Source organism: Gluconobacter albidus (assembly GCF_002005485.1).
Lineage (GTDB): Bacteria > Pseudomonadota > Alphaproteobacteria > Acetobacterales > Acetobacteraceae > Gluconobacter > Gluconobacter albidus.
This window is the reverse complement of sequence record NZ_CP014689.1, coordinates 2972771-2987019: the sequence shown is the minus strand read 5'-3', so window position 1 is coordinate 2987019 and position 14249 is coordinate 2972771. Positions and strand designations below refer to the sequence as shown.

Annotated in this window: 13 protein-coding genes; 3 read left to right on the top strand and 10 right to left on the bottom strand. The window is 52.4% G+C overall.

Features of this window, described 5'->3' with window-relative positions; translation table 11 throughout:
- Positions 1 to 6: 6 nt before the first annotated feature.
- Both trpA and trpB read right to left on the bottom strand, forming a co-directional pair.
- A complete protein-coding gene (gene trpA / locus A0U94_RS13705) occupies positions 7 to 819 on the bottom strand; it encodes a tryptophan synthase subunit alpha (protein ID WP_077803686.1) in 813 nt (270 codons plus the stop codon).
- Positions 816 to 2054, bottom strand: a complete 1239-nt coding sequence (gene trpB, locus A0U94_RS13700; RefSeq protein WP_062028158.1) for a tryptophan synthase subunit beta — start codon at positions 2052 to 2054, stop codon at positions 816 to 818. The genes trpA and trpB overlap by 4 nt, the downstream gene beginning before the upstream one ends.
- A 180-nt stretch (positions 2055 to 2234) precedes the next feature.
- Here trpB and A0U94_RS13695 point away from each other — a divergent pair, with 180 nt between their 5' ends.
- Entirely contained in the window at positions 2235 to 3212 is a 978-nt protein-coding gene (locus A0U94_RS13695) for a magnesium transporter CorA family protein (protein ID WP_062028155.1), read from the top strand.
- Here the strand turns inward: A0U94_RS13695 and A0U94_RS13690 are convergent.
- The 5 genes from A0U94_RS13690 to alr all read right to left on the bottom strand — a co-directional run bounded on the left by A0U94_RS13690 (position 3209) and on the right by alr (position 7542).
- Positions 3209 to 3655 (bottom strand): DUF934 domain-containing protein, encoded by a 447-nt coding sequence (locus A0U94_RS13690; RefSeq protein ID WP_077803685.1) that lies wholly within the window; start codon positions 3653 to 3655, stop codon positions 3209 to 3211. The genes A0U94_RS13695 and A0U94_RS13690 overlap by 4 nt on opposite strands.
- Positions 3642 to 5315 carry a nitrite/sulfite reductase gene (locus A0U94_RS13685; protein ID WP_077803684.1) on the bottom strand — a complete coding sequence of 558 codons (1674 nt, stop codon included), beginning with the start codon at positions 5313 to 5315 and terminating at the stop codon, positions 3642 to 3644. The genes A0U94_RS13690 and A0U94_RS13685 overlap by 14 nt, the downstream gene beginning before the upstream one ends.
- Entirely contained in the window at positions 5312 to 5629 is a 318-nt protein-coding gene (locus tag A0U94_RS13680; protein WP_077803683.1) for a DUF2849 domain-containing protein, read from the bottom strand. The genes A0U94_RS13685 and A0U94_RS13680 overlap by 4 nt, the downstream gene beginning before the upstream one ends.
- Before the next feature lie 208 nt (positions 5630 to 5837).
- Complete coding sequence (locus tag A0U94_RS13675; RefSeq protein WP_062028143.1) at positions 5838 to 6284, bottom strand: RrF2 family transcriptional regulator; 447 nt, start codon at positions 6282 to 6284, stop codon at positions 5838 to 5840.
- Positions 6285 to 6369: 85 nt separating this feature from the next.
- The gene (gene alr / locus A0U94_RS13670) at positions 6370 to 7542 is read right to left on the bottom strand and encodes an alanine racemase (protein ID WP_208611652.1); all 1173 of its coding nucleotides are present in this window, start codon (positions 7540 to 7542) and stop codon (positions 6370 to 6372) included.
- Positions 7543 to 7635: 93 nt separating this feature from the next.
- On the opposite strand from alr, the gene A0U94_RS13665 reads away from it, so the two are divergent.
- Positions 7636 to 8100 (top strand): Lrp/AsnC family transcriptional regulator, encoded by a 465-nt coding sequence (locus tag A0U94_RS13665; RefSeq protein ID WP_062028140.1) that lies wholly within the window; start codon positions 7636 to 7638, stop codon positions 8098 to 8100.
- A gap of 80 nt (positions 8101 to 8180) precedes the next feature.
- Entirely contained in the window at positions 8181 to 8369 is a 189-nt protein-coding gene (locus A0U94_RS13660; protein ID WP_062028178.1) for a (2Fe-2S)-binding protein, read from the top strand.
- 236 nt (positions 8370 to 8605) lie between these two features.
- Here A0U94_RS13660 and aspT read toward each other — a convergent pair whose 3' ends face one another.
- The 3 genes from aspT to A0U94_RS13645 form a co-directional block, all read right to left on the bottom strand.
- Complete coding sequence (gene aspT, locus A0U94_RS13655; RefSeq protein WP_077803682.1) at positions 8606 to 10294, bottom strand: aspartate-alanine antiporter; 1689 nt, start codon at positions 10292 to 10294, stop codon at positions 8606 to 8608.
- Positions 10295 to 10349: 55 nt separating this feature from the next.
- Entirely contained in the window at positions 10350 to 13070 is a 2721-nt protein-coding gene (locus tag A0U94_RS13650; RefSeq protein WP_077803681.1) for an aminotransferase class I/II-fold pyridoxal phosphate-dependent enzyme, read from the bottom strand.
- A 322-nt stretch (positions 13071 to 13392) separates the two neighbouring features.
- The gene (locus A0U94_RS13645; protein WP_077803680.1) at positions 13393 to 14229 is read right to left on the bottom strand and encodes an alpha/beta fold hydrolase; all 837 of its coding nucleotides are present in this window, start codon (positions 14227 to 14229) and stop codon (positions 13393 to 13395) included.
- Positions 14230 to 14249 lie beyond the last annotated feature (20 nt).

The following is a 14249-nucleotide window of genomic DNA, read 5'->3' as shown; positions in this document are numbered from 1 at the left end:
CGAAGATCAAGCTCTGACAGCCGCAGCCAGCCCCTCAAGCTGCTCCAGAACAACCGGAACGGTCCGCTCCGTCGCCTGTCCGTCTTCAAGCGTACCCGCCATGGTCTTGATCAGCGCAGAGGCCACAACAGCCGCATCCCCGATCCGCGACGCCGTCCGCGCCTGTTCCGGCGTGGAAATCCCGAAACCCACGGCCACAGGCAGACTGGTCGCTTCCCGAATGCGCGGCAGCGCTTTCTCCAGATCCGCGGCACTCGCGCTGTTCGTACCGGTAATCCCGGTAATGCTCACATAATAGACAAACCCGGTCGCATCCCGCAGCACATGAAACAGACGGGAATTTGACGTCGTCGGCGCCACCAGAGAAATGATGTCCAGCCCGGCTTCCCGCGCATGCGCATCCAGCAGGTCTGCCTCCTCGGTCGGCATATCGACAACAATAATCCCGTCCACACCCGCCTGCGCCGCATCGAAACAGAACTCCGCCGGACCGTAACTGTCGATCGGGTTCAGATACCCCATCAAGACAATCGGCGTCTCACTGTCCGTCTCACGGAACGCCCGGACCATCTGAAGCACCAGCCCCAGCGTCGCCCCGGCCTTCAACCCACGCAGGGCAGCCGCCTGAATCGTTGGCCCATCAGCGGACGGATCGGAGAACGGCACACCGATCTCGATCAGATCAGCCCCTGCCGCCGGCATCGCCCGCAGCAGCTCCAGCGAGGTGTCATAATCCGGGTCACAGGCCTGAAGATACGGAATCAGCGCCCCGCGCCCTTCCTTTTTCAGAGCTGCAAAACGTGTCTGGATCCGGCTCACAGCTTCACTCCCAGATGATGCGCCACAGTAAAGATATCCTTGTCTCCACGACCCGAGACATTCAGGACGATGATCTGGTCCTTCGCCATCGCCGGCGCGATCTTCATGACATGCGCCAGTCCATGCGCACATTCGAGTGCCGGGATAATGCCTTCCGTCCGCGTACAGACCTGAAACGCCTCAAGAGCCTCGTCATCCGTCACACCGACATACTCGGCGCGACCAATATCGTTCAGCCAGGAATGCTCCGGCCCGATCCCCGGATAGTCAAGCCCCGCGCTGATCGAGTGCGCTTCCTCGATCTGCCCGTGCTTGTCCTGGAGCAGATAGGTCCGGTTGCCATGCAGCACGCCCGGCCGCCCACGGGAAATGGACGCAGCCGTCTTCCCGGAATCCAGCCCGTGCCCCGCCGCCTCAACACCGATCAGCTTTACATCCGCATCATCCAGAAACGGATGAAAAATCCCCATCGCGTTCGAACCGCCACCAATGGCCGCGACAATCACATCGGGAAGACGCCCCTCGGCCTGAGTGATCTGCTCCTTGGTCTCGACCCCGATCACGGACTGGAAATCACGAACCATCTCCGGATACGGATGCGGCCCGGCCACCGTGCCCACGAGGAAATACGTATCCGCGACATTGGCCACCCAGTCGCGCATGGCTTCATTCATGGCGTCCTTGAGCGTGCCCGCACCGGCGGTCACCGGCTTCACTTCCGCACCCAGCAGATGCATCCGGAACACATTAGGCTTCTGCCGCTCAACGTCCGTCGCGCCCATGTAAATGGTACATTTCAGACCGAACAGCGCACAGACCGTCGCCGTCGCCACACCATGCTGCCCCGCACCCGTCTCCGCAACAATCCGGGTCTTGCCCATCCGCCGGGCTACGAGGATCTGCCCCATGACGTTGTTGAGCTTGTGTGAGCCCGTATGGTTCAGCTCCTCACGCTTGAAATAGACCTTGGCCCCGCCAAGCTCTTCCGTCAGGTGCCGGGCAAACCACAACGGGCTCGGACGACCGACATAATCTTTCAGGTAATAGTCCAGCTCCTCACGGAACGCCGGGTCGGCCTGCGCCGCGCGATAGGCCTCGTCCAGTTCGAACAGCAGCGGCATCAGCGTTTCCGCAACGAAGCGACCACCAAAAATTCCGAACCGTCCCCGTTCGTCAGGGCCGGAACGAAGCGAATTGGCCAGAGAGGAAGATAGGGGGGAAGATGTGTTCGTCATACCGCACTCGGTTCCACTTCAGGGCTCCAATGCGATACCAAGAGCAGCCCCTGCCGTCCATCCGTCTCGCCGTTTTCAGGCATGTTCCGCAACAATTCCCGACCAGGACCTTGCGATCCCGCCTCAGGCAAGACATGAGGAAGCCTCACAGCCTTTCCATTGCCCCCAAGGATCCGCCTGATGTTCCTCGTGCGCCCCGCAGGCGCTCCGGCCCGGGAAACCGGACCGGACGTCGATATCTCCAACGCGGTCTGGCTCGACCTCATCAACCCGACTCTCGACGAGGTCGCCCGCGCAGAAAAAGCCCTCAACACCCATATTCCCCGCCGGAACGAGCTTGAGGAAATCGAAAGCTCCTCCCGCCACCACGAACAGGATGGCACCCTCTATCTTTCGACCCCTCTCGTCCGGCGAGAGGAAAATACGGCCTTTTCCCTGCCCATCGGCTTCGTCCTGACAGACAGACACCTCATCACGGTCCGCTATACCGACTATTATGGCTTCGACATCGTTGGTCGCCGTCAGGCCGAACGTGATCCCGCCAAAGGCAATCCTTCCGCCAACGAAATCCTCGTTGAAATCATCGAGGAAGTCATCAATCGCCTCGCCGACATCCTGGAAGGTCTCGGCCGGGACCTCGACGCCATCTCCAAACGCGTTTTCAGTACCGGCAGCCCCCGCGATCCGGCCAGGGCTGCCGAAATGCTGCGCGAAACCCTCCGCCGCCTCGGTCACAGCGGCGACCTCGCCTCCATGATCCGCGACAGCCTGCTCGGCCTCGACCGCGTCCTCATCTATCTCGGTGACAGAACCGAGAGTGAGCCGCAGGCCCTGAAAACCCGCATCAAGGTCGCAGGACGGGACATTGCGTCCCTCAACGATTTCGATGCCCAGACCGTCAACAAGGTCCAGTTCCTTCTGGACGCCACACTCGGCTTCATCAGCATCGAACAAAATGACGGTATGAAGGTCCTGACCGTCGTCAGCGCCATCGGCATCCTGCCAACCCTGATCGCAGGCATCTACGGCATGAACTTCCACGACATGCCCGAACTGTCATGGAAATACGGCTACCCCTACAGCCTGATTCTGATGGGGCTGTCGGTTATCCTGCCTCTGCTCTGGTTCTGGAGACGCGGCTGGTTCGGCGCCCGTTAAGAGGCTTCCTCAACCCGCAGCCCTGGCCCTGCGGAGCGCTCCGGCAGAACCGACCGCTGATATGCAACCGGAAACTGCCGAAGCTGCTTCTCCCAAAGCCCCGGATCCCCATTGCCGTTCTTCGGCAGAACGACACTGTCGACCCCACACCGGCGCAGAAATGCCGCCTGATCCGGAAGAATATGCCCTTCCGCGCGGATCTCGCCGGAGAACCGCAGATATTCCCGCAGCTCCCGGGCCTGCGTGAACCCACGCCCATCCCTGAAAATCGGGAACCGCAGCACCACAAGATCCAGCCGGTTCAGATAAGGCCGCAGAAGCGTCGGATCGTCCGCACTCTCCAGCAGAACAGCCCGCGCATCATCCCGATCCGCCAGCTCCCCAACCGTCACCAGTACGTCATGGACCTGCGCGGTCCGCTCACCGAGTTCAAACAGCTTCATATGCCGCCTCCCTGAAAGGCTCATGCCCCAGACGCGTCAGAGTCTCCAGAAACGTCTCTCCACTCTCCCGACGCCCGAGATAGCAGTCCACCAGCCGTGCGATCGCATCCACAGTCTCGTCTTCCGGAAGTGCAGCCCCCAGAATTGTCCCGATCGCCGCACCATTCTCAGCCCGGCCACCAACCGTCAGCTGGAAGAATTCTTCTCCGCGCTTGTCCACACCCAAAAGCCCGATATGCCCGGCGTGATGGTGTCCACAGGCATTGATGCAACCCGAGATATTGATCCGCAACGCCCCAATTTCCGCCTGAAGCGCCGTATCCGCAAAACGCGCCCCCAGCTTCTGCGCAATCGGAATGGACCGCGCATTCGCCAGCGCACAGTAATCCAACCCCGGGCACGCCACGATATCGCCGATCAGCCCGATATTCGCTTCCGCAAGCCCGACTTCCGACAGTCCAAGCCACAGATCCCGCAGCCGGTCCTTGCGGACATGCCCCAGAACCACATTCTGCAAATGCGTGATCCGGATTTCCCCAAACGAATACGCATCCGCCAGATCCGCCAGACGCCCGATCTGCGCAGAAGTCGCATCCCCCGGAATCCCGCCCGCCGGCTTCAGAGAAATAGTCGCAATGATATGCCCCGGATCGCGGTGAACATGCGTATTGCTCCGCACCCAGCGATCAAAGAGCGGATCCGCGCGCCGCTGCTCCGTCAGAACAGCATCCGCATCTGCCGGAGCCTCCAGCAACGGGACGGCAAACCGCGACCGGATCGCCGCAACCGCCTCGGGTGTCAGCCGATACCGCTCCAGATCCATCTGGGCGAGTTCCACCTCGACAGCCTCGCGATAGGCCTCAACCCCGATCGCCTGAACCAGAATCTTGATCCGCGCCTTGTAGATATTATCGCGGCGCCCATGCGCATTATAGACGCGCAGAATGGCCTCAAGCGTCGCCAGCAGGTGCTCCTCGCGCACGCTGTCAAACAACTCTTCGCCAATAACCGGCGTCCGCCCCAGTCCCCCGCCCACGAAAATCCGGAACAGCGGGGCACCATCCTCACCCGGACGCGCCAGAATCCCGATATCATGAAAGCGCGCGGCCACCCGGTCATTCGGACTGCCCGAAATCGCAATCTTGAACTTGCGCGGCAGGAACGTGAACTCAGGATGCAGCGTGGACCACTGACGCAGGATTTCCGCATGAACCCGCGGGTCCACCAGCTCATCCGCCGCCGCCCCCGCATACTCATCCGCCGTCACATTGCGGATGCAGTTCCCACTGGTCTGGATGGCATGCATGTCCACCTCAGCCAGCTCACGCAGAATATCCGGCGTATCCTCAAGCCGGATCCAGTTGAACTGGATGTTCTGGCGCGTCGTGAAATGCCCGTAATCACGATCATACCGCCGGGCGATCTCCCCCAGCTTGCGCAACTGCCGACTGTCCAGAATTCCATAAGGAATGGCAACCCGCAGCATATAGGCATGAAGCTGCAGATACAGCCCGTTCATCAGCCGCAAAGGCTTGAACTCGTCCTCGCTCAGCGTTCCGTCCAGACGGCGCTTCACTTGCCCTTCGAACTCGGCAATCCGCGCCTGAAGAAAATCCCGGTCAATCCGGTCATACTGATAATGGCCGACAGGAACGCTCACTGTGCGGTCTCCACTGCAAATTCCGGATGAACGGTCGGGCCATGCGCCCGGATTTTTTCACGAACAGTCACAGGCTCCGGAGGAACAACAGGTAAAACTGCCGTGTCATAGACCCCGACAACCCCTTCACGCTGGGCCTCTTCCACCGCCCGGGACAGCGCTGCCTCAGCCCCGTCCGCATCCAGCAAAACCGCATACCCGATCCGAAGATCCCAAGCCCCGTCCTCCCGCCACCACACGGTACGACCGTCCAGAAGCCGGTTGGCCGTCAGAACCAATTTCTGACCGGGTTCGAGTCTTACAGGACGTTTCATCAGCGCTCACCTTCCTGACGAATGCGGACCTTGCCCTGCGGCTGGCCCCGTCATGAATGCGTCCTCATCCTCACTTCCAAACGGCAAGCAGAGGAAACAGCAAGGACATGGAACTCACCACACCAGATCAATGATTGATCTCTTATGGTAAGATATCCAGTCCTCTAAAACCTATTTTGTGGTTTTTTCAAAATACTTTTTTATAATGTTATATGGAAAAAGAAATGGGCGCCCGGTTGGGACGCTGCATTCCGGCTTCCTCCGCATTCTGAAGCAGATGCTCCAGAGTGACGGACGCCATCTTTTCCGATACCTCCTGATCCATCTGCTGCCAGAACGGCTCAAGAACCTTGGCCCGCAGAAGGTTGACACCCTCCTCAGGCATATCCGGATCTTCAGTCACAGTCCGGACAATTTCGTTCAGTGTGATGGTCCGTGGTGGCCGTCCAAGACGATAGCCCCCCTTCGGCCCACGCACGCTGGCAAGCAGCCCGGCCCGCGACAGCCCCTGTAACACAGGCTCAATCCCCCGCCGCAGCATGTCGCCACGACGGGCAATATCCGCGCCGCTCACCACCCCGGATCGCCCCGCATGGAAAGCGACATCAAGCATGATGGATACAGCGGTCAAAGCTCTGTCACGACGGAGATACATGAGAATTCCGATTTGCTACGACAGACGATGTCATCATGACATAGTCCGATTTCAGTTCGTCTATCTTGTTTTCCATGCTGGAATGTCAATCGCCCTTTTGGGACGTTTCTGCATTTCCAACATATTCCCGGCAAAAACGGTGCCCCAGAGACGTCAGGACCTCGTACCCGATTGTCCCTGCAGCCTCCGCCACATCATCCACACTGCGCCGCGGGCCGATCAGATCCACCATCATATCGGCCTTCAGCCTTCCCTCCGGCACATCCGAAATGTCCACGATCAGGGAATCCATCGAAACACGCCCCAGAATGGGCAGACAGATATCCTCAAACCACGCACAGCCCTGCCCGCTCCCATGTCGGGAGAAACCATCCGCATATCCGACAGCCACGGTGGCAATCTTCCGCGGTCGATCGGGACGATATGTCATGCCATAGCCCACACCCTCACCCGGCAAAATCTCACGGATCTGCAGGACATGAGCCTGAAGCCTGACAACCGCAGACAAGGGGTTAGGGCCAGTCTGATTGGGCGCGATTCCATAAAGTGCCGCACCCGGACGAACGACATCCAGATGATAGTCCGGCCCCAGAAAAATCCCCGACGACGCAGAAAGACTCAACGGCGCAGACGGTAACCGCGCCGACATCTTCAGCATCTGCTGCTTCTGGGCGCCATTGGCAGGGTGCTCCGGCGCATCCGCACAGGCCAGATGACTCATGACCAGACTGACCTTCAGCCCATCCATAAGCATCTCGTCCTCATGCAGTACATCAAGGTCGCCGTCGGAAAGTCCGAACCGTGACATCCCGCTATCGACCTGAAGCACCGCTTCCAACGGTTTCCCTGCCCTGACCGATTGCGAGCGCCATACCGCAATCTGATCGAGACTGTTCAGAACCGGCCTCAGACCATACTGTACGCATTCTGCCGCCGCATCCGGCCTCGGGCCATGCAACACCGTAATCCGGACCTTTTCCGAAACCACGGAACGCAGCCTGATCCCCTCATCAACATGCGCAACGAAAAATTCTTTGGCACCGGAGCGTTCAAGAACCGGTGCAACGCGCTCGATACCCAGCCCATAAGCATCCGCCTTGATGACAGCCGCACACGAAGCGCCCGCAACGAGTGTCTGAAGATAACGATAATTGGAAGCAATCGCGTCCAGATCCACCGTCAGGCGGGCTCCAGCACGAGAGGAAGGCCACAGAGGATCGGAACATACGTTCATCATGAAAGATGAGACTACAGCCATACACTCTAGAATATCCTGCCGGATAATCGCATAATCTGCCGATAAGCGAAAAATATATGATCGAAACTGCGAAAATAGACCGATAGTTCCACCATGATCTTCGACCGCATCACCGAATCCATCCTGCGAATCCTTCAGCATGATGGACGCCTTAGCAACGCCGACCTGGCACAGCGTGTCGGACTTTCTCCATCCGCGTGCCTGCGGCGCGTGCGCCTGTTGGAAGAACGCGGCATCATCCGCGGCTACCGCGCAGTCATTGACGAACGCTCCGCCCAGAAACTGACCACCGTCATCGTACAGATCACGCTCGAGCGCCTCACGGACGAAACGCTCCGCCGTTTCGAAGCCCGCATCCGGGAGTGCCCGGATGTCCGGGAGTGTTACCTCATGACAGGTGAAGCCGATTATCTTCTCCACGTCGCCGCCCGTGACCTTGCCGACTACGAACGCATCCACAAGGAAGAACTCTCACGGCTTCCAGGGGTCGTCCGCATCCAGAGCAATTTTGCCATCCGTCCTGTCGTTCAACGCTGGATCAGTCAGGACACACCTTAAAAGAAAAATGAGTTTGCGAACCATTTGCATTTAAGGTAAGCTTTCTAGATCGGATCCCGCGAATGAAAGCCTGCTTTTTCATGATCGTCTGCTCATGCAATGCGCTGTCCCATCACGACATCGAAATCGCAATCCACAACGGAGCTTCCCGTCCAGCAGAAATCTATTCCGCCCGGAAATGCACGGCAAAATGCGGCAACTGCGTCCCCGGAATCATCTGCCTGCTACGATCCGCCATTCAAAAGGCCCAGTCTGAACAAACGCATTAGGTGTAAAGCAGCGCCGCAACCACACCACACTGCGGCAGACATTCACCCAAACGTCAGGCTGTTTCAGCATCAAACTGGAGCTAGAGAGCAAAAGGAGAACGCCCTCCCCTGCTCTCTGCTGAAGAGGCTAATTTTTTTCTAAATCGGGCCGCCGAGACCATTCCGGCGAGGAACCCTTGCATCGGTATAAGATAAGTCCGATTGATTCATGACAAATTTCACAAAAACACCATCTATCACGACAATAAAATAACGATAACCAAACCCCACATAGTTAACAGGGTATTGCTGACAGCATAGGGGACAGTATAGCCCAACATAGGAACATTGCTTTTTGCAACATCTGCCACCATAGCGACAGAAGCCGTGCTCGTTCTCGCTCCTCCGCAGCATCCGAGATTTATAGCTGGATCAAATCGGAAAATGTATTTCCCGATCAAAGGCGCAAGAATCATGGGTACTGCACTGGCAAAAAGTCCCCACAGAAATACACTCACCCCGGCGGCCTGAAGTCCTTTAATGAAGGTTGGACCTGCAGAAATTCCAACTACAGCAATAAATATATTGAGCCCTACCGTGTTCATAAACCACACCGTAGCGTTCGGTACGTTTCCAATCTTAGGTGTAACGCCGCGAAGCCATCCTAAAACAAGGCCCGCAATCAAAGCTCCGCCAGAAGCTGAAAGCGTAATAGGAATACCTGCTATAGGGAGAACAATTGAACCTACCAGGCCACCAACAAAAATTCCGCCCCCAACCAAAACCATACTGGTCACATCTGTTGGCCGGTCTGCGTATCCAATTTCACCAATCAATTTATCTATATTTCTACGACTTCCAGTAATATTTATAATATCACCTCGAAAAATATCAGTTTCTGACAACAATGGAATTTCAACATTCATAGAGCCTCTGTGAATATTATTAATATAAATTCCACGCGCATACTCCGCCTCAGCTAAAAATCCCAGACGCTGGCCATTAATATTTTTGTTTGTAATGACAACATTAACCGTTTCAATTGGAATATTTATCAAATCATGATCTGAAACTTCTTCAGCATTGTTGGACCAATAGACCAACGCATCATGCGGTCCAGATACCGCAACACAATCTCCTACAGATAAGATTGTATCTCCGTCAAAAGGGATTATTTTTCCATTGCGTCGAATATTTTCTACAAAAATTCTATCCTGAGCTAATTTTTCGGCAGAAGAAACGCTTTTCCCCGCAAATTTTCCTAAAGTTTTTAACCGGTATGCACGCATGATATATTGGTGCCAGCCTGTCTCGGAATTACCGTTAACAGGATTAATATTCATTTCCCGTTCATATCGCTGGCATTCTTCTTCCAGATTAACTCTGAGAAGCTTTGGCCCCAAAAACGCAAGTATCCAACCCGTACCTACAGTTCCGAATAAATACGTTACAGCATATGCAACAGGTATGGCATTTAACTGCTCTTGAATGTGATCAGGCGACAGACCGCTACGATTAATCGCATCCGTTGCAAGACCTATTGAGGCCGAAATCGTTTGAGACCCTGCCAGCAGACCTTCTGCCATACCTGGTCCGTATCCAGAAAAAATTGCAGCAATATAGACGCAGGCTAGACACAAAGATGAAATAACAACTGCGAAGAGCGCTTGAGATAGGCCGTTATTTGCAATTCCGCGGACAAACTGCGGCCCAACCCCAAACCCGACACCGAACAAAAACATAATAAAGAAGACTGATTTTACCTGAGGAGAAATGACAATTCCCAACTGTCCAATCAATACACCAACCAGCAATGTCCCTGTTACTGCTCCAAGACTGAAACTCCCAAATTTTCGGGAGCCAATCCAGAAACCAATAGCCAGCGCCAGAAAAATTGCCAGCTCTGGGGATGAACGTAGCGTCTCCGCAATCCAATGAAAAATCATTCTAAAACATTCCTTATTTCACGAAATGCGAGAGCCGCCTTTCAGACTATGAATTTCATTCAGCAATTTTTTTCTTTAAAAGCTTCAAACCTAAGTCTTTATTAAATCCGTGAATTTCTTTTACGTCCAATTTCCTCATAAACGTAATAATTTCTTCGGTTATGACTTGACCAGGAACCATGATTGGAAACCCTGGAGGATATGGAATAACAAAATTAGCCGAGACCAATGTCGGGCCTGATTCTAATCTTTTCTCGATTTCAGAACTATTCAGGAGAATATACTCACATCCAGACTCATCATAGGCGTCATAAAATGCACTACGAATATCCCCATGCAGTGTATCAGATTCCGGATCATCACGATAACGATCATCAAATCTACTGAAATTTGGCAGATCTGGTAAGTTGTATATCAATTCATCAACAGAATACTGGAAATTATTTTTATACTCGCTTCCATTTTTTTGAAATTTATTTTCAATATCTATGGAAATATCATTCAATACCCCAATAAGCAAAGCAATATCGCTTCTATTATTGTTTATGTTTGATTGAAGAAGAACACTGTTTCTTGATGTTTTATTGAGCTGAATATTGAATTTATCGGCAAGTATATTTTTAAATGTGGTGCCATCGAAGCCTGCATGGCCACAAGATAACGTCATTCGACTTGGATCAATAATAAATTCATCGTTTTTGATCGCCTCAACAGCTTTTGACCAGCTTATATTTTTATCATTATACTCAGAAAGACCGGATTTTCTAAATACCTCGGGAATCATTTCAGAATTACTAAGAACTTTAAAATATTTTGAAATTACTGGGTGGTTATTAATCTGCTTGCGAATTTCTAAAGAAATCCTCATCGCATTGGCGACAAGACCGTACCCTTCTAGCTGCATCTGCCGCCGTGCGACATCCAGAGACGCTATAATCTGCAAATTGGGACTTGTTGATGCATGCGTGAAAATAGCTTCATGAAACTGCGATTCAACATGCTCGAATTTAACATCCTTAACCAGTACAATCGACCCCTGACGCAAGGCTGACATGGATTTATGGATGGAATTAGTCTGATAAACGCGAACATTTACTCGCCGAGGGTCAGGAACGAGACGAGTTTCCAGCAACATGTCATCACTGGGATTTTCACCAAGTGTCTTCTGTTGTTCTTCCCAGGCCGCCAACGTCTCAGGCCGCGTTAGAGCCTCACTAATAGCTGAAGCGGCTCCCATGGCCGTTCGTTGACGCAGTAGCGGTGACCAATGAGCAAAACCAAACCACGCTTCATCCCACAGAAAAATCAGATCTGGCTTAATTGCCAGACATTCTTCCATGACCCGACGCGTATCATACACATGACCATCAAATGTACAGTTGGTCAGATCGACCATTTTGACGCGATCGAGTTCCCCTTGGGATTTCAATTTTAACAGGCTTTGTTTGATTGTTTTGAGAGGAACCCCCCCATACATGGAGTATTCAACAAGAGGGAAAGCTTCAACGTAATAGGGCTGAGCCCCTGATAAAACACAACCATAATGATGGGACTTATGACAGTTCCGGTCCAGTATAACGATGTCCCCAGGCACCAAAAGGGCTTGTAAAACCATTTTATTGCTTGTGGATGTCCCATTAGTGACAAAAAACGCGCGATCAGCCCCAAAAGCTTTCGCAGCCATCTCCTGTGCATCTTTGATATTACCCGTAGGCTCTAACAGACTATCCAGACCGCCGGTCGTGGCAGAACTCTCTGCAAGAAACAGGTTGGGGCCATAAAACTCGCCCATATCACTGATCCAATTGGAGGTGAAAACAGACTTCCCTCGCGCGATCGGCAATGCATGGAATGTTGCTATTGGCCGTTCTGCATAGCGTTTCAAATTATCAAAAAAAGGCGTTCTATAACGAACGTGTATCGCTTCTAAAATTGAAAGATGGATCTCTAAAGGTTCTTCCATCTGATAGAAAATACGACTAAAAATACGGCTTTCCGGTTTCCCCGAAAAATCTTCAATACTTTGATCGCTTAAAAGAAAAATATCCAATTCTGGTCGAATTTTCTTTATCGCCTGAGCCAAACGCAGTGATAAAAAATCGCCCTCATCTAAAGATGAAAAATCAATTACTTCTTTGAATACTTCCAAAAAAGAATCTTTTCCGTTAGATCCTTTTTCAAATCCTTCATATAAAACCACTGACCCAATATCTGAATTTAATAAAATTCCCTTAAGAGCATCGGCAGCATTACCAACAACAACCGTTTCATAAATAAACTCATCTTCAGTTCGGCGCACACCTCGTGTTTCTTCTTTTATATGCTGCCAACGCGAACGAGCATGAGGCACCACACTTAAAACTTCAAAATATGGTTTTGCTCTTACGTGCGATATTGCCTGAGGCAGCCTATTAAAAGGATCATCCTCATAGTTTTCGACGTCCCAGACCGAAACATCACGATGAAATTTTTTTGAAATGATAGTTGTTGAAATTCGTTGCGAAAGACGCAAAAAGCCTTTTGAGTCATCTTCTTTTAAATAATCAATTAAACGATTAAAACAAACAGATCCTGGGTACGCAAAATATAATTCTATTTCTTCCAGATTTTTTAAAGCAGATAATATCTTCTCTTTTATTGATTCTTTTTTTATTTTTCCCCATTTCCTCGCCAGATAAAGTACCGATATCCATCGGTCTGCGCGTAATTCAGGGGTAGCCAAAACACCACTAATCATTGAATGGGAATTATGATTTTCAGAGATATTAACAATCATTAAAATATTTCCTTTTTCCTATTTAACGTTGAACAACCTCTGAAAGTTTCGTTTAGACTCAGAATGCACAAAAAACTGATAATTTTGACGAGACAACAACCCGAAACAACGTGCGGATATTTATCCGACCACTTCGCGATACATACTCAGGCCTGAGCAGGCTAAAAACGATCAAATGCCGTCTCGACGTGCGTCTTTCCAGTTGTCGTCTGTAAAAAATTTCCTGTGTATTTTTTGTACGGAAATGCAGAACCCGATCCCCGTTTGCTCTACACCACTCCAGTACCAATCACCGTCATAATCCGAAGCCTCAAAATACGGACTACCCGGCAACAAACGTCAGAATATCCGCATTGATGATGGCCGCATGTGTCGTATGCATGCCATGCGAGTAGCCTGAATAGATTTTCAATGTACTGTTATGAAGAAGCTGATTCTGGAGAATGGCCGCATTTTGGTAAGGGACAACCTGATCGTCGTCACCCTGAAGAACAAGCGTCGGTACGGTTATGACCTTCAGATCCTCAGTCTGATCCGTTTCTGAAAATGCCTTTATCCCGTCATAATGGGCTTTCGCACTTCCCATACTTCCCTGACGCCACCAATTCCGGATCGTGCCTTCTGAGATCTGCGCCTTTGGCCGATTAAACCCGTAAAACGGGCCGGTTGGGACATCAAGAAAGAACTGCGCACGATTGGCAGCAAGTGCGTCACGCAGGCCATTCAGAGCTTCTATAGGCGTTCCTTCAACACTCCGTTCCGTTTTGAGCATGAGGGGCGGTACAGCGCTAATGAGAACGACTTTGGCAACGCGATCTCGGGGCTGCCCATATCTTGCGACATAGCGTGCCACCTCACCACCTCCTGTGGAGTGCCCGATATGAATGGCGTTTTTCAGATCAAGCTGCTCGACAAGTGCCGCTACATCAGCGGCATAATGATCCATGTCGTGACCATCACTGACCTGAGCCGAACGTCCATGTCCGCGACGGTCATGAGCGATCACGCGAAATCCTTTGTGCAGGAAAAAGAGCATCTGGGCGTCCCAGTCATCAGAACTGAGGGGCCAGCCATGATGGAAAACAATCGGCTGAGCCTCTTTCGCCCCCCAGTCTTTGTAAAAAATCTGTACGCCATCGGATGTGCTGATGAATGACATCAGAGGATTCCTTATTAATG